A 24,612-nucleotide genomic window follows, 5' to 3' on the forward strand; every position below is an offset into this window, starting at 1 on the left:
GTCATTGTTTCGTTACAATAAAAGAAAAAGGATTTGATGAAATGGAACGACCTTCGACAAAAAATACCCGCTGGATTGAATTTATCGGCGGCCGCAACCTAATTTTCACTTTAATTGCTGGGGTGTTGTTAGGAGCTCTGATTTTTATTTTTTATTTGGTACGCTTTATCTTTGAACCACTAGGTATTATTTTAGGGACGATTTTTGCCCCCGTTTTGTTGGCACTAATTTTTTATTACTTATTGGAACCGATCGTGAGTTACTTTGAGAAAAAAGGCATAAAACGCATTTATACGATTATCGGCATTGGTTTGATACTAATCTTACTAATCGCAACCTTTGGTGTCTGGGCGGTACCCAAGCTCTACAGTCAAACGGCTAGCTTAATCAATGATTTTCCGCAACACCTAGCTAACTTTGAAGCAACTGTCCAAAATTTTGTAGCTGGCACAATGTTTGAAGAACCGGTTCAAGATATTTTTGGTTCTTTAGAAGATGTTGTAGCGCAGGTAATTGTCACCTTGTCGGAATCATTTGGGGATATTCAGTATTTTGTAGGAAACATCTTTTCTACTATCAGCGGTTTTTTTGTGATTATGCTGACGGCGCCAATCATTGCTTTCTTCCTATTAAAAGATGTAAGAAAGTTCAAACACTATTTCTTAAAGTTGATGCCGCCGAAATTTCGTGAGGATGCCAATGAGCTAGGAGGAATTTTGGATATTCAAGTGGGAAATTATTTGAAAGGGCAATTTATCGTTGCACTAGCCAATGGCGCGATTGTCTTTGTCGGTTTTCTAATTATCGGCATGCCGTATGCGATGCCGCTAGCAGTCTTGGTAACAATCACGTCATTTGTCCCTTATATTGGACCATTTATTGCTTTTGTTCCGTGCGCCGTTATCGCCTTACTGGAATCTTTCCAAATGCTGTTGGCATTGATCGTTGTCTGGATTGTGGAACAAGTGTTAAATGGCAATGTAATTGAACCAAAAGTATTAGGTGAACAATTGCGGGTTCACCCAGTAACGATCGTACTTGTTTTATTAGTGATGGGTAATTTGTTCGGTCTATTCGGACTGGTTTTCGGTGTGCCGATTTATGCCATCATTAAAGCCTTTGGCGTCTTTTTATTCCGAAAATTCAAACAACGTTACAATCGTTTTTATGGCAAAGACGAAGGTGACTATGAGGATACAGAGTTTTCGCAAGATGAATATATCAATGAATAAGCAGTTTTATCGGTACTGGTAAGGAAAAAATCATTGCAAAATTTCGCTCTTTGTTTTACTCTAGATTCATGCGGTCGTGGCGGAATTGGCAGACGCGCTAGCTTCAGGCGCTAGTGGTAGCAATACCGTGGAAGTTCGAGTCTTCTCGGCCGCATAAAAAAGCTCTGAATCTTTTTGTGAGATTCGGAGCTTTTTTCTATCTCTGTTCAATGGTTAAAAGCTGCTGCTTAATGGCTAATCCTTCAGAACTTGATCCTGTGTAGCCTGTCAATTTCCCGCTTTTTCCAATCACACGGTGGCAAGGAATGATGATCGGCAAGGGATTGCGTCGATTGGCTTGACCGATTGCCCGCACAGCTTGCGAACGTCCAATTTTGGCAGCCACTTCTTGATAGCAACAGGTTTCACCATAGGGAATCTCAACTAGGGTCTGCCAAACTTCCCGTTGAAAAGAGGTTCCGTAAGTAAATTCATAGGGAACCGTAAAGTTTGTTAAATCACCAGCCAAGAAGGCTAGGATTTCGTCTTTTGCTTGCTTCAAGATAGCGGAGTTGGCTGTTGGCGATTCAGAGAGTTCCGTGTAAGAAACAGTAGTCAATGCGTGTTCGTTTGCATCTAACCACAGCGGACCTAAAGAAGTATCAAATTTCATGTTGATTAATGCCTCCAATCCATTAAATATACTAGGATTATGGTACTATAGAACCAACAAAAACCGGTCAGAGAGAAGCGAAAATATGGAAAAAATTATTCTTTTACATACCAACGATCTGCATTCCCATTTGGAAAATTGGCCTAAGATCCGCCGTTTTTTACATACTCGTCAGCAAGAAGATCAACAGCCGGGTCAAGAGGTAATCACCGTGGATCTCGGAGATTTTGTCGATCGCTGGCATCCCTTAACTGAAGCAACTAACGGACAAGCAAATGTGCATCTAATGAATCAAATTCATTACGATGCGGCAACAATCGGTAACAATGAAGGTGTTGGAAACTCTAAAGACGACCTGAACCATTTATATGATCAGGCAAACTTTGACGTGCTGCTAGATAATTTATTTGACAAGCAAACGTTACAGACACCGGAGTGGTCACAGGCTTCTAAAATTATTACCACTAAAAATGGCACCAAAGTCGGCTTAATGGCTTTTACTGCACCTTTTCCATTGACCTACAATCCCAATGGCTGGGATATCCGACAAGTGGAGGATATTATACCTGATTTAATCGCTCGTTTGCGTCCGCAGGTGGACGTATTGGTTCTAATGAGTCATTTAGGAATCAGTGCCGATCGTCATATAGCTCGGGCTCATCCAGAGATCGATATTATTTTAGGTTCTCACACCCATCACTTATTTGAACGGGGTGAAGTTGTTGCAGGAGTTCAAATCGCAGCTGCGGGAAAATACGGCTATTATGTAGGGGAAGTGCATATCTATGTAGACGACGATCATCAGATTGTTCGTACATCTGCTCATACCTATGCGACGGAGAAAATGCTAGAACTACCTGAGGATCAAGTAGAAATTGACGACTACTTAACCGAAGGGCATCGTTTATTAGCAGAAAAGACCGTTGCCGACATGCCGTTTAGTATGAGTGCTGATATACATGCTGAACATCCGATGATTGAATATGCACTGCATGCAGTCAAAGAGAAAGCAGGCACAGATGTAGCTATTTTGAATTCTGGGCTATTTTTAGAAGATATTCCTGCCGGGATTGTTAACCAAGATCAACTGCATACCTCCTTGCCTCATCCGATGCATTTAATCAAGGTGACATTACTGGGAAATGAGTTGATTCGTTTGATTTTAGAAATGGAGAAGAACCGTCATTTCTTGATCAACTTTCCAGTAATCGGGATGGGCTTTCGGGGGAAAGTTTTTGGCCATCTAGTTTATGAAGGATTGTCTTATGATCGCGTGAATCGGAAAGTTTGCTGGTTAGGTGAACCCGTGGACCCAACAGCTAAGTACACGTTGGCTACGGTAGACCATTATATGTTCTTACCTTTCTTTCCGACGATCGAAATTGCTGGTGAGTATGAGTTCTTATTTCCAGAGTTTATTCGCAGTGTGTTGGGTGACTATCTAAAAGCTCACTACCCAATCCAATAAAAACAAGGTATAATAGCAAACAGGTGGTGAAACGATGACAACTAAAGAAAAGAAAACTGTGACTGATGAAGTGGCAGAAGCGTTGGAAGAAATCGTCGAGACCCCCGCTGAAGAAAAGAAAAAAGGGGAGCTTGTCACACGAGTAGACGAGACGAACCTATTGATCGGTGAACGTCAATACCGGATAGCGGTAGATTATCGCGAGGGCTTTGATGCCGAACGATTAGGCGAACGCTTTAGCGAGGTGCTCTCTCGTTATGATTATATTGTCGGTGATTGGGGCTACGATCAATTACGCCTAAAGGGCTTTTTCCGGGCGGATGATCGCAAAAGCAATCCTGAACAACGTATCGATACATTAGAAGATTACTTATATGAATACTGTAACTTTGGCTGTGCTTATTTTGTGATTGAGCGTGTAGGCGGCAAACGCCAAAACAGCAATCGGAAAAAACGTAAAAAATCACGCCGAAATCCAAACCAGGCACACATTGAAGAGAAAAAAGTGCCCGTAAAAGAAACAGCCAAGAAAAAACCAGTGATTAAAAACCGCAAACCGAAAAAAGAAGCAACGATGAAGACCAAGGAAAATGATGGTCGCTTCGTTATTCGACAAAGAGAAGAGTAAGGCTATTGAAATACAACGGTTATTTGATTGATTTAGATGGAACGATTTACCGTGGGAAGGAACCCATACTAGCTGGCCGACGTTTTGTGGAGCAGCTGCAAAAACGAAATATTCCTTTCCGTTTTTTGACGAACAATACGACGAAATCCCCAGCAGCAGTTGCCGCACGTTTAGCGGATGAATTTGATATTCATGTGACCGCTGAGACGGTTTATACAGCAACATTAGCGACGATTGATTTCATGAAGGACGCTAACAAGGGGAAGAAAGTGTTTATTATCGGTGAACCTGGATTACGGGATCCGATTTTAGATGCAGGCTTTGAATGGGATGAAACGGCGCCTGATTATGTAGTGGTAGGCTTAGACAACGAAGTGACTTATGAAAAATTCGTCTTGGCGACCTTAGCCATTCAAAAAGGCGCCATGTTCATTGGAACCAATCCAGATAAAAACATTCCCAATGAACGGGGATTATTACCAGGAGCGGGCTCACTAATTGCCTTTTTGGAGACATCTACCCAGCAAACAGCAACCTATATTGGAAAGCCTGAAGCGATTATCATGGATAAAGCTGTGGCACTATTAGGACTGAAAAAATCAGAAGTCGTGATGGTAGGCGATAATTATCTGACGGATATCCGTGCGGGTATCGATAATGGCATTGATTCCTTATTAGTTCTTTCTGGCTTCACTCAAAAATCCGATGTCCCTACCTTGCCAGATCAGCCAACGTATATTGTTGACTCATTAGATGAGTGGGATTTTGATGCGTAAGCAGCTGTGGCTGGAGCGAGCCGGACTAGTTTGTTGGATTTTTACGCTGCTGACATTGGCAATTACCTTAACTATTAATGCCCCTTGGTTGTATCGCTGGGATATTCAACAGTTGGATTTATTAAACTACACAACATTGTCTGAAAAAGAACTATTAGCCAATTTTGGTCAGCTGATGCATTATTTAAATACACCTTGGGTAAGTGAGTTGCAAATGGCTGATTTTCCAGTATCGGCTAGTGGTGCGTTACATTTTTATGAGGTGAAACGACTTTTTTTGCTAAATTATAGTGTATTATTAGTTAGTTTGATTCCTAGTGTTCTCTATTTGCGCCATTTAGTGAAGCAAAAAAGACTTTGGACACTGATTCAGCCATTCCAGATAGCCGTAGTTGTGCCATTAGTAGTAGCTGTCGTGATGGCGATGGGTTTTGATCGGTTTTTTGTGGCTTTTCATGGTGTCTTTTTCAATAACGATGCGTGGATTTTTAATCCAGCGACGGACCCGATTATTAACGTATTACCTGAGGAATTTTTCCTCCATTGCTTCATCCTGTTTTTTGTCTTGCTAGAAGTATTTTTTATTCTGCAAGTTTTGATCGGAAAACGTGCGCTAAAAAAATTATAAAATCAATGAACCAGCAACGGTGTGATGGACTTCTTAGTCCTATCCACCGTTTTTTGTGTTGGCCAAAAGGCTGACGTTGTTTTTGATTAAGAACGATTCTCACTGGAATCGATTGTGAAAGGGCTTTATAAAAGGTTATAATAATAACAGATGCAAAGCACGAACTGATTAATTTTAAACGTTTAAATGAGAAGTATTTCACAAGCGTAAATCTTAGTTTAGTAACAATAACGAGGTCTAGCTTCACGAACTTGATGAAAGCTCGTGGTGCTCTTCTTATTACAGGGGGGATTGTGTATGGAAACATTGGTGAAAGCAATTGCAAAGTTCAAAGGAGGTGTGAAAGTTCCCCATAACAAAAATACGGCAGAAGATGAAAGCGTTATAATTGATCCGCCGAAAAGAGTAATCATCCCGCTACAGCAACATATCGGTGGTCCTTGTAAACCGACTATAAAAGCGCGGGAAGTTGTTTCTGTGGGACAAGTAATTGGTGACTCGGAGGCCTTCGTGTCCGCACCGATTCATGCTTCGGTTTCAGGCAAGGTGAAGGCAATCAAGCCGGTCATGTTGTCGAACGGACAGATGTGTGACGCTATTCATATTGAAAATGACGGACTTGATACAAAGGTTGCTGAACATGGACCAGTTTCGATCGATTCTAAAGAAGATCTGTTGAAGGCTGCAAGAGACAGTGGTCTAGTTGGGATCGGAGGAGCTGGTTTTCCGCTGCACGTAAAGCTGGCGGTCAAAGATGAAACACCGATTGATACACTGGTAATCAATGGAGCAGAATGCGAACCTTTTATCACCTCAGACTATCGCGAAAGTCTGGAATATCCTGAACGAATCATCGCTGGTATGCAGGCAGTCATGAAGTATTTGAAAATTCCTCACGGGGTTGTAGGGATTGAGAGCAATAAGCCAAAAGGATTGCAGATTTTACGTGATCGGTTGAACGAGCTGGCTGATCTGGATCCGACAATTGATGTGATGGAGATTCCTTCTTTATATCCGCAAGGAGCGGAAAAAATGTTGGTTTATGCGACAACTGGTCGCAAGGTTCCGCCTGGTAAACTTCCTTCTGAAGTAGGTTGCTTAATCATGAATATCTCAACAATCTCTCGCTTGCAAGAGTACTTGGAGACAGGCGTTCCGTTGATCAAAAAACGAATCACCGTAGATGGAAATATTGCGACACCTAAAAATGTCATCGTGCCAATTGGTACACCGATCAGTGATGTCGTGAAATTTTGTGGTGGTTTTATTGAAGAGCCTAGTAAAGTCATCTTAGGTGGGCCAATGATGGGAATTGCCCAATATTCCCTTGAATTGCCAATTACGAAACAAACAAATGCAATCACGCTTTTATCGGAGGCACATGGCTTACCTGAGGAATCACCGTGTATTCGTTGCGGCCGCTGTGTAACCGCCTGTCCAATGTCCTTGCTACCGGTACAGATCGAACGTTGTGCCCGGAACAATGATGTAGAAACATTGAAAAAACTGAATGTATCTGCCTGTATGGAGTGTGGTTGTTGTGCTTATGTTTGCCCAGCAGGTCGCCGCTTAGTTCAATCGATGAAGCAAGCAAAATTATTAGAAAGGGAGGCAGCTAAATGAATAAGTTACCTGTTTCAATTTCACCACATCTCCATTGCGGGCGCAGTAGTCGCAATATCATGCTTGATGTGATTATTGCTTTGATACCAGCTGTTATTGCCTCCACTATTATTTTTGGTTTTCGAGCACTTATGCTGATTTTAGTAACAGTTGGTTCCTGTGTGTTAAGTGAATACTTAACTAGAAAAATTTTAAAGCGACCGGATACGATTAAGAATTTAACCGCTGTGGTTACGGGTATCTTACTGGCGCTGAATCTGCCAGTGACTTTGCCATTTTGGATGGCTGCTTTAGGGGGAGCCATTGCAATCGTGATCGTTAAGGAATTTTTCGGTGGTGTGGGTCAAAACTTTGTAAACCCAGCCATTACTGCTCGAATCGTTCTATTAATGTCCTTTGCTTCTCAAATGAGTACTTGGCAGCCGCCGATGGATTACATGATGGTGGGATCAGATGTTGTTTCCTCAGCGACCTATTTCTCAGCTGTTCAGACTGGTCAGCCAATTCCTTCATTAATGGATATGTTTTTAGGCGTACGGGCGGGAAGTTTAGGTGAAACCTGTACACTGGCGTTGCTGATTGGTGGTATCTATTTAATCGCACGTAAAGTGATTTCACCAATTATTCCTCTTTGTTTCATAGGTACTGTGGCAATTTTGAGTACGTTGTTAGGCGCCAATCCGCTGTATCAGATGATGTCTGGTGGGTTAATGCTAGGGGCTATTTTCATGGCGACCGATTATACAACATCGCCAATCACCCGAAAAGGTAAGATAATTTTCGGAATTGGTTGCGGAATTGTCACCATTGCAATTCGCTTTTTCGCAGCACTACCTGAAGGGGTTTCTTACGCCATTTTATTAATGAATATTTTAGTTCCTCACATTGAGAATTTGACAATTCCTAAAGTCTTTGGTGAGGAGGCGAAAGCAAAATGAAACAATCAAAAGTGATCTTTACCGATGCCTTATGCCTTTTTGTGATCTGTTTAGTTGTTACTTTTGCCGTAGCTGGAACCCGTTCCGTCTTTAAAGAACGAATCGCTGAACAAGAGTGGGCACAAACCCAAAGCGTGATGAGCCAACTAATCAAAGCGGATGAATTCGAGGAAGTCGATGTTTCCGGAGATAATCAAGCTTTTAAAGCACTAGATGCATCAGGAGAGACCTTAGGCTATCTTTTTGTTACACAAGCTTACGGGTATGGTAGTGATGTCAGTGTAATGAGCGCAATCTCAAATGGTGAAATTGTGGGAATTGATATCTTAGATGCTTCAAACGAAACGCCTGGACTAGGTCAAAATGTGACCAGAAAAGATTTTATTGATCAGTTTGCCGGACTTACTGGAACGCCCGAGGTTGTAAAGAATGCACCAACTGAAAACCAAGTTGAAGCAGTAACAGGTGCAACAAGATCGTCAAATGCTGTCGCACAATCAGTAGAAGAAGCACTAGTTCTTTTTGAACAAGTGGCGGCTTCGGAAAACTAAAGGGGGGAGATTTAATGGAAAAAGAAAAAGCATCCGCTATTTTTACGAAAGGGCTGATTACCGAAAATCCGGTTCTTCGTCTGATGCTAGGAACCTGTCCAACCTTGGCTGTGACAACTTCAGCGATGGATGGATTAGGGATGGGTGTAGCAGCAACTGTCGTATTGTTGGGATCGAATGTCGTGATCTCCCTGCTGCGTAAAGTGATTCCTGATCGCGTTCGGATTCCGGCATTTATTACGATCATTGCTGGATTTGTAACCGTCGTTCAATTGGCGGTTAAAGCATTAGCACCTGCATTAGATGCGACATTAGGGATTTATTTACCTTTAATCGTAGTAAACTGTATTATTCTTGGACGAGCCGAAGCCTATGCGAAAAGTAACCCGGTGCTCCATTCTGCTTTAGATGGTTTGGGTATGGGTGTGGGCTTTACGATGGCTCTTTTATGTATGGGAGGCATTCGTGAATTGATCGGTAGCGGTACTTTGCTTGGCTTTCCTATCACAGCAGGCTTTGTTCCGCCGATGACCATTATGTTATTGCCGCCTGGCGGATTTTTCGTCTTTGGTATTTTAGTAATGCTGGCAAATAAATTGGGCGATCGTACGTCAAAAGATCTGGACTGTTCTGCTTGTCCAATCGCCGAAGCATGTACGACTGTTTGTGAAGATAAGGCAGGTGAAAGCTGATGCAGGCCTTTGTGACGATTTTAGTTGCCGGAATTTTGACCGATAACTTTGTTTTATCTCAGTTTTTGGGGATTTGCCCTTTTCTAGGGGTATCCAAAAAGTTGGATACAGCCGTTGGAATGTCACTAGCAGTTACTTTTGTTATGGTACTGGCAACTTTGGTGACTTATCCATTATATAGTTCGTTATTGGTTCCATTGGGCTTAGATTATTTACAGACCATCGTTTTTATCTTAACAATTGCCGCTTTAGTTCAATTAGTTGAGGTTGTGATGAAACGCTATATGACACCTTTGTACAATGCGTTGGGGATTTACCTGCCATTGATTACAACGAACTGTGCTGTGTTAGGAGTAACCATTTTGAACTTCTCAAAAAGTTATTCGTATGTTCAATCGATCGTTAACTCTTTTGCGGCAGGCGTTGGATTTTTAGTAGCAATGGTAATTTTCGCTGGCGTTCGTGGTCGTTTAGAAGGCAATGATATTCCTAAATCGCTTCAAGGATTGCCTATCACGTTAATCGCTGCCGCAATTGTTGCGTTATCGTTTCTAGGCTTTGCCGGTTTGGCAGAAGGCTTATTCCAATAGGAGGTGTAAACATATGATGGAAATCATGATACCCATTGGCATTGTGAGTGGAATGGGTCTGATCGCTGGTGTCATTCTTTCATTAGCGACAATTATCTTCCATAAACCGGTAGATGAAAAAGAAGAAGCACTGCGCGAAGCCTTACCGGGAATTAACTGTGGTGCCTGTGGATTTTCAGGCTGTGATGGCTATGCCAAAGCAATGGCAGAAGGAAAAGCTGAAGCAACCAACTGTACACCTGGCGGGGCGGTTACCCGTCAAGCGTTATCGGAGATATTAGGTGTAGAAGTCGGTGAAGTTCAAAAAGTGGCCGCATTCGTCCGTTGTAATGGTACTTGTGAATTTACCAATAAAAAAATGGACTACCTAGGAACAGGGACTTGTTATGGTGCCAACCAACTCTTTGGGGGACCCCAGTCTTGCCGCTTTGGCTGTATGGGCTACGGAGATTGTGAGGCAGTTTGTGCCTATGATGCTATTGATATTGTGGATGGTGTTGCCAAAATCAATCCTGATAAATGTGTGGGTTGCCTAAAATGTATCACTGCTTGTCCAAAAAACTTAATTAAGATATTACCCGCAGAAAATACCTCGATTGTTGCCTGTTCTAACCAAGACAAAGGCGGCGGCGTACGTAAGATTTGCGATGTAGGGTGTATCTCTTGTAACCGGTGTGTCAAAACTTGTCCACAAAAGGCCATTACAATGGAAAATAACGTTGCGGTAATCGATCCAGAGTTATGTATCAATTGTGGTGAGTGTGTCGAGGTCTGTCCGCAAAATTGTATTGTGGAGATGCCAGTGAAAGAAACGGTAAAAAGCTAATTTTTAAAGTAGTTCAACCCATGTATAATTAAGAAGTAAAATCCTGCTATCCGGTACGAGGCAGGATTTTTTTGGAGATTGTAAATAGTAACTCATCTCTAAGTAAAGAGGATATTCGCCTGCGTTGTTATATAACAGTGCGGATTAATTATAGCGTTGATGTATAACAGAGGTGTATGAACATTAAATTTCAAAAAAAACAGATAGAGATATCTGTCGAATGATTAAAGATGCAAATAAGAATATTTGTTATAAGACCAGTATTTATCAGGGCTTAGAAAGTGTAGCAATTTAGTTGTAAACACTTGAGAACAGTTCTCATTCTTATTTAACTGTTTTCCTACAATTGCGCCATTTTTTTGTTATAATTATCTTGATACAAATAATTTAGTGCTAGGTCAGATAGGCTCTTTTTCATAGACTCCTTAGTATAGATTTCGAGTAAGTCGAAAAGGAAGCGATCGACCTTAGTGATGAATATTTGTTGCAAGTAGTACCATAAAGTTTTAGTAAAGCGCTTTTAACACTTGTCAATATCAGTAAAATTACTGGTATAAATCATACAAAAAAGGAAGGATGACTAACATGGCATTAGCAAAAATCGTTTACGCAAGCAATACAGGTAACACAGAGGGAATTTCTGAAATTTTGGAGGATGCTTTAAAAGAAGCTGGAATAGATGTAGAACGTGTAGAAGCAGATGACGCTGACGCAGATTTTTACGATGATGCAGATATTTGTGTATTAGCTACTTATACAGATGGAGACGGCGAACGTCCTTTTGATTTAGAAGATTTGTATGAAGAATTACCTGATCAAGATCTTTCTGGTAAAGTATATGCGGTTGTTGGAAGTGGTGATAGTGAGTTGTATCCAGATTATTTCTGTCAAGCAGCAATTGATTTTGATGGAGCTTTTGCAAAAACGGGCGCAAAAAAAGTTGGGGAAACAGTCATGATCGAAAATGAAGCAGACGATGAAGACGAGGAAGTATTAAAAGCACTCGTTAAAGCTTTAGCTGAGGCATAGACTTCAGGGAAAAGGTTGAGGTGATAACTTGTTTAAAGTAGTGAAAAGAAAAGAATTAGCACCGATAGAGTTTGAGATATTTGTCGATGCGCCAAGAATCGCCAAAAAAGCAAAACCTGGTCAGTTTGTTATTTTGCGAATTGATGAGTTTGGGGAACGGATTCCATTGACAGTTGTGGATGTAGATCCAGAAGCTGGTCTTGTTCGTTTGATTTTCCAAGTAATTGGCAAGTCAACCGCACAGCTGGCAAAAGTAATGGAAGGCGAGTCCCTAGCAGATGTTGTTGGACCGCTAGGAAAACCGACAGAGATTGAAAATTACGGGACCGTTATGCTAGTTGGCGGCGGAGTAGGTATTGCCGCTTTATTCCCGATTGTAAAAGGCTTGAAAGAAGCAGGAAATCGGGTAATTACCATTCTTGGAGCGAAAACAAAGGACCTGTTAATTTTAAGAGATGAATGTAAAGAGTATTCTGATGAGCTGATTTTAATGACAGATGACGGGTCAATTGGTCAAAAAGGACTGGTTACTCAAGCAATGGAGGAAGTTTTTGCAAGAGAAGACATCCATACTGCATGGGCAATTGGACCAAGTATCATGATGAAATTCTGTACGATCACGGCGCAAAAGCATGATGTGCCAATCTATGTTTCTTTGAATCCGATTATGATCGACGGCACTGGTATGTGCGGCGGCTGTCGGGTAACAGTTGCTGACAGCATTAAGTTTGCTTGTGTTGATGGACCAGAATTCCTTGGAGAAGAAGTGGACTGGGATGAATTTATTAGCCGGATGCAGCAGTATCGTCCTGAAGAATTACAGGCTAACGAAATCTATGAAAAGCAGGTGAGTCATAATGGCTAAAGTAAAAAGAAGTTATACCAAAACGCCAATGAAAGAGCAAGCACCTGAGGTTCGTTGTCATAATTTCGAAGAGGTTGCTCTAGGTTACTCACTTGAAGAAGGTCAATTAGAAGCAAGCCGCTGTTTGCAATGTAAAAATGCACCGTGTATCGAAAATTGTCCAGTTATGATCGACATTCCTGGATTCATTAAAGCAATCGAAGAAGGCGACATGCCTCGTGCGTATGAAGTATTAAGTCGTTATACCAATTTGCCAGCCATTTGTGGGCGTGTTTGTCCTCAAGAAAAGCAGTGCGAAATGGTCTGCCGTCTGGGCCGCTCGAAGAAATTCGAACCAGTTGCCATTGGTAAACTAGAGCGCTTAGTAGCAGACTGGGCATTAGATCAACCAATTGAGTATAAGGAAGCCGAGGGCGATAAAGGCAAAGTTGCCGTTATTGGTTCAGGACCTTCTGGATTAACAGCAGCAGGCGACTTGGCAAAACTGGGTTATGAAGTAATAGTTTATGAAGCATTGCATGCTCCAGGTGGCGTGTTAACTTACGGTATTCCAGAATTCCGTTTGCCTAAAAAAGTAGTAAACAATGAAATCGAACGGATCAAAGCGCAAGGGGTAACAATCGAAACCAACGTGGTAGTAGGAAAAACCATCACAATGGATGAGATTTTGGAAGAGTTTGATGCTTGCTACCTATCAGTTGGAGCAGGTGCGCCGAATTTCCAAGGAATTAAGGGAACTTCTTTGAAGGGTGTTTACTCTTCAAGTGAATATTTAACTCGGATCAACTTAATGCATGGCTACCAATTCCCACAATATGATACGCCAGTTCAAGCATCAAAAAATGTTGTCGTTATTGGCGGCGGAAATGTGGCAATGGATGCGGCACGTTCAGCTAAACGTCTAGGAGCAGAGAATGTTTCCATCGTTTATCGACGTTCATTGGCAGAGTTGCCAGCCAGGGAAGAAGAATACCATCACTCTGTAGAAGAAGGTATTAACTACCATTGGTTAACGAATCCAATCGAATATATCGGTGACGAAGAAGGTCGTTTAGTAGCAGTAAAATGTATCCAAATGGAGCTTGGAGAACCAGATGATTCTGGTCGGAGACGACCAGTTGCGATTCCAGGCAGCGAATTTATTATCGAAGCGGACACCGCGATTGAGGCCATCGGTCAAGGTGCCAACAAAGTCTTGCTAGATACTTTCCCAGAGCTTTCTTTGAACAAATGGGGCTACATCGATGCAAGCGAAGAAACATGTGCCACCTCTATTCCAGGCGTTTATGCTGGAGGAGACATTGTGACCGGTGCAGCGACCGTTATTTTGGCAATGGGTGCTGGTAAGATTGCAGCAAACGAAATTGATAACTACGTTCAAAATAAAAAGTTGCAAGAGCAACCGGTCTAATCGGAGGGCAAATTGATGAAAACAATGAAAACGATGGATGGAAATACGGCAGCTGCTCATATTTCTTATGCATTTACCGAAGTTGCAGGGATATTTCCAATCACACCAAGCTCAACAATGGCAGAAGTCGTTGATGAGTGGGCTGAACAGGGCCGCAAAAACATCTTTGGCGAAACTGTCAAAGTAGTTGAAATGCAATCAGAAGCAGGGGCGGCTGGAACGGTTCATGGTTCTTTGAAGACAGGCGTCCTAACAACAACTTACACGGCTTCTCAAGGATTACTTTTAATGATTCCAAACATGTTCAAAATCGCAGGGGAATTGTTGCCTAGCGTCTTTCACGTAGCGGCTCGAGCAGTTTCAACCAATGCGTTGAGTATTTTTGGTGACCACAGTGATGTAATGGCAGCACGTCAAACAGGCTTTTGTATGTTAGCTGAAGGCAGTGTCCAAGAAGTAATGGATCTGTCAGCTGTTGCCCATTTAGCAAGTATCGAAGGTAAATTGCCTTTCATGAACTTCTTTGACGGATTTAGAACCAGTCACGAGCTACAAAAAATTGAAGCAATCGATTACGAAGACTTAAAAAATATGGTGAATTGGGAAGCGTTAGCTGAATTTAGAGCATTAGGGATGAATCCAAATCATCCGAATGTTTCAGGTACCGCTCAAAATCCCGATATTCATTTCCAACAACGGGAAACCGTTAATCGTTATTACGATGAAATGCCAGCGATTGTCCAAAAATATATGCAAAAGATTAATGAGCTGCGTGGTACAAACTATGATTTAACGAACTATTATGGTGATCCAGAAGCAACTGAAGTTATCGTTGCTATGGGTTCAGCTTCACCAGCAATCCAGCAAACCGTGGATTATTTGAATGCACAAGGTCGCAAAGTTGGCTTTATCGATATGCATTTGTATCGTCCGTTTCCAGCAGAAAATCTGTTGGAAAAACTGCCAGCTACAGTTGAAAAGGTTGCCGTTTTAGACCGTACAAAAGAACCTGGTTCAGATGGTGAGCCGTTGCTATTGGATGTGCAAAGTGTACTTTATCGTCATTCTAATCGTCCGATTGTTATTGGCGGACGCTACGGAATCGCATCAAAAGACGTAACACCAGATCAAATCGTTGCAGTCTATGATCATTTACTATTGCCGGTGGAAGACATGAAACAACGCTTCACCATCGGAATCAATGATGATGTGACTCATCTGTCATTGCCTCAGGGTGAAGTATTAGACTTAACTCCTGAAACAACTTTCCAAGCAAAATTCTGGGGACTTGGCTCAGATGGAACAGTCGGTGCCAACAAACAAGCGATTAAGATTATCGGAAATAACACGGACTATTATGCGCAAGCATACTTTTCTTATGATTCGAAAAAATCAGGCGGGGTAACCAATTCTCACCTGCGTTTTGGGAAAGATCCGATTTTATCCACTTACAATGTCGAAGCAGCTGATTTTATTGGCTGTCATAACAATGCGTATGTCCATCAATACGATTTATTACGCGGCTTGAAAGATGGCGGTACATTCCTGCTTAATACTGTTTGGGATGAAGCGAAGGTCAAACAAGCCTTGCCAAATCGCATTAAACGCTACTTAGCAGAGCACAACATCAATTTTTACATTATCAATGCGATGGAAATTGCCCAAAAAGTTGGTTTGGGTCGCAGAATCAATATGGTTATGTCAACGTCATTCTTTGAATTGACCGATATTATGGATCGCGAAACTTTCTTGCCGTTATTAAAAGGCGAAGTTGAAGCAGCCTATGGCAAAAAATCAAAAATTGTCGTAGAACGCAACTATCAAGCCATTGATGAAACCTTTGCAAACTTGAAAAAAGTCGAGATTCCAGCTGAATGGGCTGATTTAGAAGTTCGTCCATTGGCGGATCCAGATCCAAGCAAACCAGCTTATGTTCGCAATATTTTAGAACCAATTAACCGTCAAGAAGGTAACCAACTTTCTGTAAACGACTTAATTGAAAATGGTATGTTAGGTGGGGTTATGCCATCTGGAACGACCGCTTATGAAAAACGAGGAATTGCCTTAGAAGTTCCTGAGTGGATTCCAGAAGCTTGTACAATGTGTAATGAATGTGCCTTTATTTGTCCGCATGCGGCGATTCGTCCGTTCTTAGCCGACGAAGAGGAAATGGAGCAAGTACCAGAAGGATTTGTCACTCGCGATATGCGTGGTAAAGACGGCTTGAAGTACCGTATTCAAGTTTCATTGGAAGACTGTACGGGCTGTGGGCTTTGTGTTGAAATTTGTCCAGCTAAAGAAAAAGCATTAGTAATGAAGTCTTATGAAGAACAAAAAGAACAAGCAATGAATTGGGCTTTTGCCATGACACTAAGACAAAAAGAAAACCCAGTGAAGAAATTTTCAGTTAAAGGCTCGCAATTTGAACAGCCATTACTTGAATTTTCTGGCGCTTGTGCGGGTTGTGGTGAAACACCATACATTAAATTATTAACTCAGCTATATGGAGATCGAATGATGATTGCCAATACAACAGGTTGTTCATCAATCTGGGGAGCTTCATCACCAGCGACACCATATACAGTGAACGCAGATGGCCGCGGACCTGCTTGGAGTAACTCGCTATTTGAAGATAATGCTGAGTACGGTTTAGGAATGCACGTAGCCAATGAAACCAAGCGGAATCGGGTTGCTAATAAAATGCGGGATGCCCTTGCTCAAGGCGTAGGTTCTGAAGAGACGAAGGCCTTGATGCAAGATTGGTTGGACCATATGTCTGAAGGTGACGGAACACAACAACGTGCCGCTAAACTAACAGCGGTTCTTTCAGAAGAAACTGATCCAGTATTGCAATCGATCTTAGCGGATAAAGATATGTTTGCAAAACCTAGCCAGTGGATTGTCGGTGGCGATGGTTGGGCATATGATATTGGTTTCAGTGGAATTGATCACATCTTAGCTTCTGGTGAAGATGTTAATATCTTTGTTATGGACAACGAAGTTTATGCAAATACTGGTGGACAAATGTCTAAGGCAACACCGTCAGCGGCGATTGCGAAATTTGCAGCTGGTGGGAAGAAAACGAAGAAAAAAGATTTGGGTATGATTGCAATGACTTATCGCGATGTTTACGTAGCCCAAATTTCAATTGAAGCAAATGCAAACCAAGCATTGAAGGCAATTCAAGAAGCCGAAAGCTACCCAGGACCTTCTCTTATTATCGGCTATACACCGTGTATTAATCACGGGATTCGTGGTGGTATGAGTAAGTCGATTGAAGAATCTAAGGAAGCAGTAGAATCTGGTTATTGGCAGTTGTATCGTTTTGATCCTCGTCAAGCGGATAAAGGAAAAGATCCGTTGCGAATCGACTTCAAGAAAGCCGATTTTAGCAAGATGAATGACTTCCTAGAAGGTCAGACTCGTTTCTCTGCACTGCATAACATCAAAAAAGATGATGCAGAAGTAGAAGAAATGCTGAATCAAACGGTAGAAGATGCCGAACAACGACTATCCAGCTACAATGAATTAATGAAACCCAAAAAATAAGCCACATGAGTAAACAATATCTCCAGTACAAGCCGCTGAGTAAGTATCTTGTGCTGGAGGATTTTTGTCTGTCCATTGTGGTTGTTTAAATGTCGTCAAAAAGCTAGGCGTCATTCTTAAGGAATGTGCTGCCTAGCTTTTTGACGTGTATTTAGTTTATTAAATCATCTAATGTTTCAGGATCTTCGTGTGCCAAACGACTGGCAGCAGAAGCGGCGATTGCACCTACTAAATCGTCTAAAAAGGTATGCACCGATTTGCCGTCATGAGAATTTAGTTTTTCTAGAATACCAGGCTTCACTTTGTCAATGTAACCATAGTTGGTAAAACCAATTGATCCATAGACGTTGACAATGGATAAAGCCATAATCTCATCGATTCCGTATAAACCTTCATCTTCCTCGAGTATTTCTTGAAGTGGGGAATCTAATAATTTCTTTTCGGCCAATTTATCCAATTGAATACCAGTGATGATGGCATTGTGCACTTCCCGTTTTGTTAACACACGTTCCACACTATGGATACACATGTCTAAGGTTAGTTTGTCGATGTAATCTTTTTGCAGGAAGAAAACAAGTTCCCCGATATCTTGGATGGTCACTCCTCGTTCAATCAGCAAAGTGCGCGCCTTTTTCTCTAAAGCAGTTGTCTCAAAAACCATAATACTCCTCCGTTATCCTTGAATTTTAGGAAATAAACTAGTGCTGTGACTAGGTTGTCTCCGGGTTTCTGGATCAATGTAATGTAACGCATTATTGACCGCAGTAGGGGCTTCTCCCGAGCCGGTCGCGATCAGTTTAACCTTCCCTTGATAGGTAGCGATGTCACCACACGCATAAACGCCTGGAACGGAGGTGCTCATATCCGAGTTCACCAACACAGCTTGACGTGTGGTCTCTAATCCCCAGCTTTTCAGGTGATCCAAGGAAGAAATAAAGCCATAGTTTACGATTAAATAATCCACATCTAATTCCATTGTCTCATCTGTTTTAACTTTTTGTAAAGTCACAGTATCCAACTGTTGCTCTCCAGACACGTTGCTAACTAAGTAGGATGTCAAAATTTCAACAGATGAAGCCTTCAATTGTGCAACACTGTGTTCGTGTCCGCGAAATTGTGGGCGGCGATGAATGATAGAGACTTTTTCTGCAATTGGCTCTAACATCAATGCCCAGTCAATCGCCGAGTCACCGCCGCCAGCAATTGCAACTTTTTTACCGGCATATTTCATTGGGTCATTGATATAATAATCAATACCTCTATTTTCAAATTGATCACTGTTTGCAACTTGCAAGCGTCTCGGTTGAAATGAGCCGCTTCCGATAGCAAGAACGACCGCTTTCGTGTAATGGGTCCCTTTGTTAGTAACCAACTCTAAATAATCCTCATGTTGTATTAGATCAGTTACTTCTTCTTCTAAGCAATAGGTATGAGGGAAAGTCCTTAACTGTTTTTCCAGATTTTCCACTAAATCCGCTGCTTTGATCTCTGGGAATCCCGGAATATCATAAATGTTTTTTTCAGGGTAAAGTGTAGTCAACTGGCCGCCTAATTGGGGCAAGCTGTCGATTAATTTAGTCTTGCCTTGGCGAATCCCCGCATAGAAAGCCGCAAACATACCTACTGGACCTGCTCCGATGATTGTTATATCAAAAAGTTCCATTGTCTTCTTCCTTTCTTTGCTACTGATTGTATCAAACTTTTTTAAAACCTACCAAGATGAGGTTGTGTGACGGATGAAGTGGGAAATAATCTTAGTAAAGAAGCCATGTTCAATCGATGACCAATAAAAAAGTAAATCCATCAATCAAATTTACGTGGAAAAACCTGTAAAGTTTGTTATGATAGAACGAGACAAAATTAAAGGAGGCTACATCTGTGACTCAATTTCCACAATTAAATTTAGCAGACCATAAGGGTCCAAAAGCAACTATTAAAACTAATATGGGCGATATCGTTGTTCAATTATTCCCAGAAGAAGCACCAAAAACAGTGAAAAACTTTGTTGAATTAGCTAAAAAAGGCTATTACGACGGCGTAATTTTCCACCGTGTCATTCCTGATTTCATGATCCAAGGTGGCGATCCAACCGGTACAGGTATGGGCGGTGAAAGCATCTATGGTGATAAATTTGAAGACGAATTTTCTCGCAATGTCTATAACTTGCGTGGTGCTTTATCAATGGCGAATGCTGGCCCAAACACAAACGGCAGCCAATTCTTTATCGTAAACAACCAAAATGTTCCAGCTAACATGATGACTCAACTAGAAGAAGCCGGATTCCCTGGCGAAATCGTTGAGACCTACAAACAAGGAGGCACACCTTGGTTAGACTTCCGCCACACAGTCTTTGGACATGTAGTAGAAGGTATGGACGTAGTAGATGCTATTGGTGGCGTTCAACGTGGACCACAAGACCGTCCAACTCATGATGTAGTCATTGAAACTATTGAAGTAAGCGAATAAAAAAATCGGCCATTGAGCCGATTTTTTTATCTTCAATTAGCCGATCTGCTCTGATAAAGTGAAACTTAGCGAATGCTTTATCGGAATTTTCGTTTTAATACACAGAAATTGAGTGAGACTCTGCGGTACTCCTTAATTCAATGTATTTGCAATACGCTGCAAACCTTCTTGCAATATGGCATTTGCGCAGGCCACATTTAAGCGCATGTGCTGCTTACCACCAGGTCCATAGCTGACTCCAGTATTCAATACAACTTTTCCTTCGTGAACTAAGCGGTTTTCTAACTCTTCGTCAGTTAGTCCATACGCTGAAAAATCAACCCAAAGTAAGTAAGTTCCTTCAGGCTTCATAATTTTAGCCTCAGGCAAATGCTCTTCAAAGAAGGCGAAAGTATCCTCGATATTTTTTTGCAAGTATACCATTAATTCTTTTAGCCACTCTTCACCTGTTCGATAGGCAGCTTCCATCCCTACCAGACCAAAGGTGTTGATTTCTTGTTGGAAGTTTTCAGCTTGCTTTCGTTCCAATTGTTTGTGCAGTTTTGGATTTTTGGCAAAAGCAACAGAGTTCTTGATTCCAGCTAAATTAAAGGTCTTAGTCATAGAAGTAAATTGGATAGCAAAATTCTCAAAGCCTTCTCCTGCATTGAAGAAACTAGTCATTTGGTTAGGTGTAAAAACTAAATCTTGATGAATCTCATCACTTAAAACAAGCACACCATATTTGTGACATAACTGACCGAATTGATTCAATTCTTTTTTCGTCCAAACGCGTCCGCCAGGATTATGAGGATTACATAAAATGGCTAGTTTTATCTGGTTTTGTTTGATTTTTTCTTCCATGTCCGCATAATCCATAACAAATCGACCATCCTTTTCAAGAAGTCTACTGCGGACAATTCTTCGTTTGTTCTCCGCGAGTATGCCAGAAAATGGAGGATAGACTGGGTCGTGAATCAAAACGGCATCATTTGGCTCAGTAAAAGCTTGAACTGCTGTTGCTAACGCAGCTAATACACCACTGAAAAAAAGAATTTCTTCTTTAGCTACAATCAGCTGATGCTGCTCTTTTTCCCATTTGATTATGGCATCATAAAGTGAGTTAGGTGTTGTACTGTAGCCGAAGATACCATGTTGAACCATCTCTTGATAGGCATTAATCACACCAGCTGGCGCTTTGAAATCCATATCAGCAATCCATAATGGCAGCAATTCTTCTTCTTGATAGCGCTGGCAAATTTCATCCCACTTGACGCTATTTGTCCCTTTTCGATTCAGTTGTTCGTCAAAATTAACCATTCTATTCCTCCTAATTTTTTATCTTCCTTTTGAATATAGGTATAGTATAATAAAAAAATTTTGATATTCAAAGGGGAGTGATTATCAAAAATGTGCCAATTTCTTTTTTAGTGTTATTAGAATCATACCACGAAATTGCTCGTCAGTGAGCTGGACTCTTTGCTAAAGTTCTACTACGAACGATGTAATCGTTGTTCATATTTCAGCAATCAAATGCTATGGTTGCAAAAAGGTATGAGCAATCTCGCATTGTACGATGGAATAGATTGGTAAAAAAACTAGTAAAGCCATTATTTAGTCTGATTGTTAATCAGATAAGACTCTTTAGTGACGTGAGAAGTTAAATGCAGTATAATAAAACTTGCGAAAAGAGGGAATTAAATGGGATATAAAATTGGACAAATTATTAAAGGAGATATAACGGGAATACAGCCATATGGAGCTTTTGTTTCTTTAGATAGCCACACGCAAGGATTAATTCACGTTTCAGAAATACAATCCGGCTATACAAAAAATATCCATCAATTCTTAGAGATCGGTCAAAAGGTGCGTGTACAAATCATCGATATTGACGAATATACTCAAAAAATCAGTCTGTCATTAAGAACATTGGCAGAACATCCTCCTGCAATACCCTATCAACGAAAACGATATTTTACCAATCGAAATAAGAATATCGGATTTCGTTCTATTCAGACAAAAATGCCTATATGGATAGAAGAAACGTTGCACTACTTGAGTAATATAAAGAGTGAAAGTTGACTATTTATTTTCATGAGCAGATATCTTTGTTTCTGAAAATATGATATGATAGAATTCAGTTAAGACTAAGTAGCTACCATAGGAGTGAAGCAGTTTGACAAAAGAAGTATCCGGGACAGTAATGTTGAATTTATCAGATGGAACGAAACGTTTTTTGGTCCATCAAGAAGGTACCGCAAATGAATTCGCCCGTACAGAGATCAGAAAAGAAAACACTGTTCTAGCAAGCTTTTTGAATTTTTTGAAAAGTGTGGTTCAAATTAATATCAATGAAATTAGTTTAGTTGAATTAACCAATACCCAATCAAATGGGGTAAACCTTCCATTGTATGTTTTTGAAATGAACGAAGAGAAGGTAACGGAACTGCCTGAGGGCTTTGCTTGGGAAACACCTGACAGTGTACGTGAAATTTTGGATACTTTTGAAATCGAAGGCGTACCACTTTTTTAAAGAAGTACATAATACCTGCGCAGCGGCAAAAATGTCCGCTGTTTTTTTTGAAAAACTTCAAAAAAGTAGTTGACGTACTCCCTAAAGAATGATAAATTATTGGAGTTGCTGATTCACATTGAAAACATCAATCGAAACTTTCTTGAAAAAACTTCAAAAAAGTTATTGACAAACAATCAGTAAGCTGTTATGATATATGAGTTGCTGATGCAGCGAGAAACGCAAATTTCATTAAGTAGACCTTTGAAAACTGAACGAATAAAACAAACCAAATGTGTAGGGCGTTTCTATTATATAGAAACAAACAACATAGCAAGCAATTGCTAGCGAATCAATTTTTAAATTGAGCTTAACAGTCTTAGGACTGTTTCAAACATCTTATATGAGAGTTTGATCCTGGCTCAGGACGAACGCTGGCGGCGTGCCTAATACATGCAAGTCGAACGCTTTTTCTTTCACCGGAGCTTGCTCCACCGAAAGAAAAGGAGTGGCGAACGGGTGAGTAACACGTGGGTAACCTACCCTCGAGCGGGGGATAACACTTGGAAACAGGTGCTAATACCGCATAACAAAGAAAACCGCATGGTTTTCTTTTGAAAGGCGCTTTTGCGTCACTCGAGGATGGACCCGCGGTGCATTAGCTAGTTGGTGAGGTAACGGCTCACCAAGGCAACGATGCATAGCCGACCTGAGAGGGTGATCGGCCACATTGGGACTGAGACACGGCCCAAACTCCTACGGGAGGCAGCAGTAGGGAATCTTCGGCAATGGACGAAAGTCTGACCGAGCAACGCCGCGTGAGTGAAGAAGGTTTTCGGATCGTAAAACTCTGTTGTTAGAGAAGAACAAGGGTGAGAGTAAAATGTTCACCCCTTGACGGTATCTAACCAGAAAGCCACGGCTAACTACGTGCCAGCAGCCGCGGTAATACGTAGGTGGCAAGCGTTGTCCGGATTTATTGGGCGTAAAGCGAGCGCAGGCGGTTTCTTAAGTCTGATGTGAAAGCCCCCGGCTCAACCGGGGAGGGTCATTGGAAACTGGGAAACTTGAGTGCAGAAGAGGAGAGTGGAATTCCATGTGTAGCGGTGAAATGCGTAGATATATGGAGGAACACCAGTGGCGAAGGCGGCTCTCTGGTCTGTAACTGACGCTGAGGCTCGAAAGCGTGGGGAGCAAACAGGATTAGATACCCTGGTAGTCCACGCCGTAAACGATGAGTGCTAAGTGTTGGAGGGTTTCCGCCCTTCAGTGCTGCAGCTAACGCATTAAGCACTCCGCCTGGGGAGTACGACCGCAAGGTTGAAACTCAAAGGAATTGACGGGGGCCCGCACAAGCGGTGGAGCATGTGGTTTAATTCGAAGCAACGCGAAGAACCTTACCAGGTCTTGACATCCTTTGACCACTCTAGAGATAGAGCTTCCCCTTCGGGGGCAAAGTGACAGGTGGTGCATGGTTGTCGTCAGCTCGTGTCGTGAGATGTTGGGTTAAGTCCCGCAACGAGCGCAACCCTTATTGTTAGTTGCCATCATTTAGTTGGGCACTCTAGCGAGACTGCCGGTGACAAACCGGAGGAAGGTGGGGATGACGTCAAATCATCATGCCCCTTATGACCTGGGCTACACACGTGCTACAATGGGAAGTACAACGAGTCGCGAAGTCGCGAGGCTAAGCTAATCTCTTAAAGCTTCTCTCAGTTCGGATTGTAGGCTGCAACTCGCCTACATGAAGCCGGAATCGCTAGTAATCGCGGATCAGCACGCCGCGGTGAATACGTTCCCGGGCCTTGTACACACCGCCCGTCACACCACGAGAGTTTGTAACACCCGAAGTCGGTGAGGTAACCTTTATGGAGCCAGCCGCCTAAGGTGGGATAGATGATTGGGGTGAAGTCGTAACAAGGTAGCCGTATCGGAAGGTGCGGCTGGATCACCTCCTTTCTAAGGATTAGCTAGGATGCAGCAATGCAGACTAGCGTTACGGAAGACTACACAGGCTTGCTTTTATTCGTTCAGTTTTGAGAGGTTTACTCTCAAAGAAACACGTCGTTCATTGAAAACTGGATACAGAAAATAAACAAACAAACCGAGAAAAAAACACCGCGTTGAATGAGTTTTTTATATAGTTCAATTGCTTTTTTTATTGATCGGACTTCTATCGCTAGAAGAGAAGATCAAG

General features: G+C 41.7%; 22 protein-coding genes, 1 tRNA gene and 1 rRNA gene. 20 read left to right on the top strand and 4 right to left on the bottom strand.

Annotated features, from left to right (window positions below):
* Positions 1 to 41 precede the first annotated feature (41 nt).
* Together IGI42_RS12860 and IGI42_RS12865 are read left to right on the top strand one after the other, a co-directional pair.
* Positions 42 to 1,232 carry an AI-2E family transporter gene (locus IGI42_RS12860; protein ID WP_438716271.1) on the top strand — a complete coding sequence of 397 codons (1,191 nt, stop codon included), beginning with the start codon at positions 42 to 44 and terminating at the stop codon, positions 1,230 to 1,232.
* Positions 1,233 to 1,302: 70 nt separating this feature from the next.
* Positions 1,303 to 1,386 (top strand) — tRNA-Leu (locus IGI42_RS12865).
* A gap of 42 nt (positions 1,387 to 1,428) precedes the next feature.
* On the opposite strand, the gene IGI42_RS12870 is transcribed toward IGI42_RS12865, so the two are convergent.
* Positions 1,429 to 1,884: a methylated-DNA--[protein]-cysteine S-methyltransferase gene (locus tag IGI42_RS12870; protein WP_438716272.1), complete on the bottom strand. Its 456-nt coding sequence runs from the start codon at positions 1,882 to 1,884 to the stop codon at positions 1,429 to 1,431.
* Positions 1,885 to 1,969: 85 nt separating this feature from the next.
* Here IGI42_RS12870 and IGI42_RS12875 point away from each other — a divergent pair, with 85 nt between their 5' ends.
* The 14 genes from IGI42_RS12875 to nifJ all read left to right on the top strand — a co-directional run bounded on the left by IGI42_RS12875 (position 1,970) and on the right by nifJ (position 17,458).
* Positions 1,970 to 3,352, top strand: coding sequence for a bifunctional metallophosphatase/5'-nucleotidase (locus tag IGI42_RS12875; protein ID WP_438716273.1), 1,383 nt, complete (start codon positions 1,970 to 1,972; stop codon positions 3,350 to 3,352).
* Between the two features lie 34 nt (positions 3,353 to 3,386).
* Positions 3,387 to 3,980 (top strand): YutD family protein, encoded by a 594-nt coding sequence (locus tag IGI42_RS12880; protein ID WP_438716274.1) that lies wholly within the window; start codon positions 3,387 to 3,389, stop codon positions 3,978 to 3,980.
* A gap of 5 nt (positions 3,981 to 3,985) precedes the next feature.
* Positions 3,986 to 4,756, top strand: coding sequence for a TIGR01457 family HAD-type hydrolase (locus IGI42_RS12885; protein ID WP_438716275.1), 771 nt, complete (start codon positions 3,986 to 3,988; stop codon positions 4,754 to 4,756).
* Positions 4,749 to 5,384 (top strand): TIGR01906 family membrane protein, encoded by a 636-nt coding sequence (locus IGI42_RS12890; RefSeq protein WP_438716276.1) that lies wholly within the window; start codon positions 4,749 to 4,751, stop codon positions 5,382 to 5,384. Before IGI42_RS12885 ends, IGI42_RS12890 begins: the two co-directional genes overlap by 8 nt.
* A 297-nt stretch (positions 5,385 to 5,681) precedes the next feature.
* The gene (gene rsxC, locus IGI42_RS12895; RefSeq protein WP_438716277.1) at positions 5,682 to 7,007 is read left to right on the top strand and encodes an electron transport complex subunit RsxC; all 1,326 of its coding nucleotides are present in this window, start codon (positions 5,682 to 5,684) and stop codon (positions 7,005 to 7,007) included.
* On the top strand, positions 7,004 to 7,945 hold the full coding sequence (locus IGI42_RS12900) for an RnfABCDGE type electron transport complex subunit D (RefSeq protein WP_438716278.1): 942 nt from the start codon (positions 7,004 to 7,006) through the stop codon (positions 7,943 to 7,945). Before rsxC ends, IGI42_RS12900 begins: the two co-directional genes overlap by 4 nt.
* On the top strand, positions 7,942 to 8,496 hold the full coding sequence (locus IGI42_RS12905; protein WP_438716279.1) for an FMN-binding protein: 555 nt from the start codon (positions 7,942 to 7,944) through the stop codon (positions 8,494 to 8,496). Before IGI42_RS12900 ends, IGI42_RS12905 begins: the two co-directional genes overlap by 4 nt.
* A gap of 14 nt (positions 8,497 to 8,510) precedes the next feature.
* A complete protein-coding gene (gene rsxE, locus IGI42_RS12910) occupies positions 8,511 to 9,188 on the top strand; it encodes an electron transport complex subunit RsxE (RefSeq protein WP_438716280.1) in 678 nt (225 codons plus the stop codon).
* Positions 9,188 to 9,778, top strand: coding sequence for an electron transport complex protein RnfA (locus IGI42_RS12915; RefSeq protein WP_438716281.1), 591 nt, complete (start codon positions 9,188 to 9,190; stop codon positions 9,776 to 9,778). The genes rsxE and IGI42_RS12915 overlap by 1 nt, the downstream gene beginning before the upstream one ends.
* A 13-nt stretch (positions 9,779 to 9,791) precedes the next feature.
* On the top strand, positions 9,792 to 10,604 hold the full coding sequence (locus IGI42_RS12920; RefSeq protein ID WP_438716282.1) for an RnfABCDGE type electron transport complex subunit B: 813 nt from the start codon (positions 9,792 to 9,794) through the stop codon (positions 10,602 to 10,604).
* 585 nt (positions 10,605 to 11,189) lie between these two features.
* Entirely contained in the window at positions 11,190 to 11,633 is a 444-nt protein-coding gene (locus IGI42_RS12925) for a flavodoxin (protein WP_438716283.1), read from the top strand.
* Positions 11,634 to 11,661: 28 nt separating this feature from the next.
* Positions 11,662 to 12,498, top strand: a complete 837-nt coding sequence (locus tag IGI42_RS12930; protein ID WP_438716284.1) for a sulfide/dihydroorotate dehydrogenase-like FAD/NAD-binding protein — start codon at positions 11,662 to 11,664, stop codon at positions 12,496 to 12,498.
* Positions 12,491 to 13,909 (top strand): NADPH-dependent glutamate synthase, encoded by a 1,419-nt coding sequence (gene gltA, locus IGI42_RS12935; RefSeq protein ID WP_438716285.1) that lies wholly within the window; start codon positions 12,491 to 12,493, stop codon positions 13,907 to 13,909. Before IGI42_RS12930 ends, gltA begins: the two co-directional genes overlap by 8 nt.
* Before the next feature lie 15 nt (positions 13,910 to 13,924).
* Positions 13,925 to 17,458, top strand: a complete 3,534-nt coding sequence (gene nifJ / locus IGI42_RS12940) for a pyruvate:ferredoxin (flavodoxin) oxidoreductase (RefSeq protein ID WP_438716286.1) — start codon at positions 13,925 to 13,927, stop codon at positions 17,456 to 17,458.
* Between the two features lie 151 nt (positions 17,459 to 17,609).
* On the opposite strand, the gene IGI42_RS12945 is transcribed toward nifJ, so the two are convergent.
* Entirely contained in the window at positions 17,610 to 18,119 is a 510-nt protein-coding gene (locus tag IGI42_RS12945; protein ID WP_438716287.1) for a phosphatidylglycerophosphatase A family protein, read from the bottom strand.
* Positions 18,120 to 18,131: 12 nt separating this feature from the next.
* Positions 18,132 to 19,121 carry an NAD(P)/FAD-dependent oxidoreductase gene (locus tag IGI42_RS12950; protein ID WP_438716288.1) on the bottom strand — a complete coding sequence of 330 codons (990 nt, stop codon included), beginning with the start codon at positions 19,119 to 19,121 and terminating at the stop codon, positions 18,132 to 18,134.
* 215 nt (positions 19,122 to 19,336) lie between these two features.
* On the opposite strand from IGI42_RS12950, the gene IGI42_RS12955 reads away from it, so the two are divergent.
* Positions 19,337 to 19,924 (top strand): peptidylprolyl isomerase, encoded by a 588-nt coding sequence (locus IGI42_RS12955; RefSeq protein WP_438716289.1) that lies wholly within the window; start codon positions 19,337 to 19,339, stop codon positions 19,922 to 19,924.
* Positions 19,925 to 20,056: 132 nt separating this feature from the next.
* Here the strand turns inward: IGI42_RS12955 and IGI42_RS12960 are convergent, their stop codons facing one another.
* On the bottom strand, positions 20,057 to 21,223 hold the full coding sequence (locus IGI42_RS12960) for a MalY/PatB family protein (RefSeq protein ID WP_438716290.1): 1,167 nt from the start codon (positions 21,221 to 21,223) through the stop codon (positions 20,057 to 20,059).
* A gap of 381 nt (positions 21,224 to 21,604) precedes the next feature.
* On the opposite strand from IGI42_RS12960, the gene IGI42_RS12965 reads away from it, so the two are divergent.
* From IGI42_RS12965 to IGI42_RS12975, 3 genes are all read left to right on the top strand, one after another.
* Entirely contained in the window at positions 21,605 to 21,985 is a 381-nt protein-coding gene (locus tag IGI42_RS12965) for a CvfD/Ygs/GSP13 family RNA-binding post-transcriptional regulator (RefSeq protein ID WP_438716291.1), read from the top strand.
* 94 nt (positions 21,986 to 22,079) lie between these two features.
* The gene (locus IGI42_RS12970) at positions 22,080 to 22,436 is read left to right on the top strand and encodes a hypothetical protein (RefSeq protein WP_438716292.1); all 357 of its coding nucleotides are present in this window, start codon (positions 22,080 to 22,082) and stop codon (positions 22,434 to 22,436) included.
* Positions 22,437 to 22,814: 378 nt separating this feature from the next.
* A 16S ribosomal RNA gene (locus tag IGI42_RS12975) occupies positions 22,815 to 24,374 on the top strand.
* The last annotated feature ends 238 nt before the right edge of the window (positions 24,375 to 24,612 follow it).

The organism is Enterococcus sp. AZ109 (genome assembly GCF_051714625.1).
In the GTDB taxonomy this organism is placed as follows: Bacteria; Bacillota; Bacilli; order Lactobacillales; family Enterococcaceae; genus Enterococcus_A.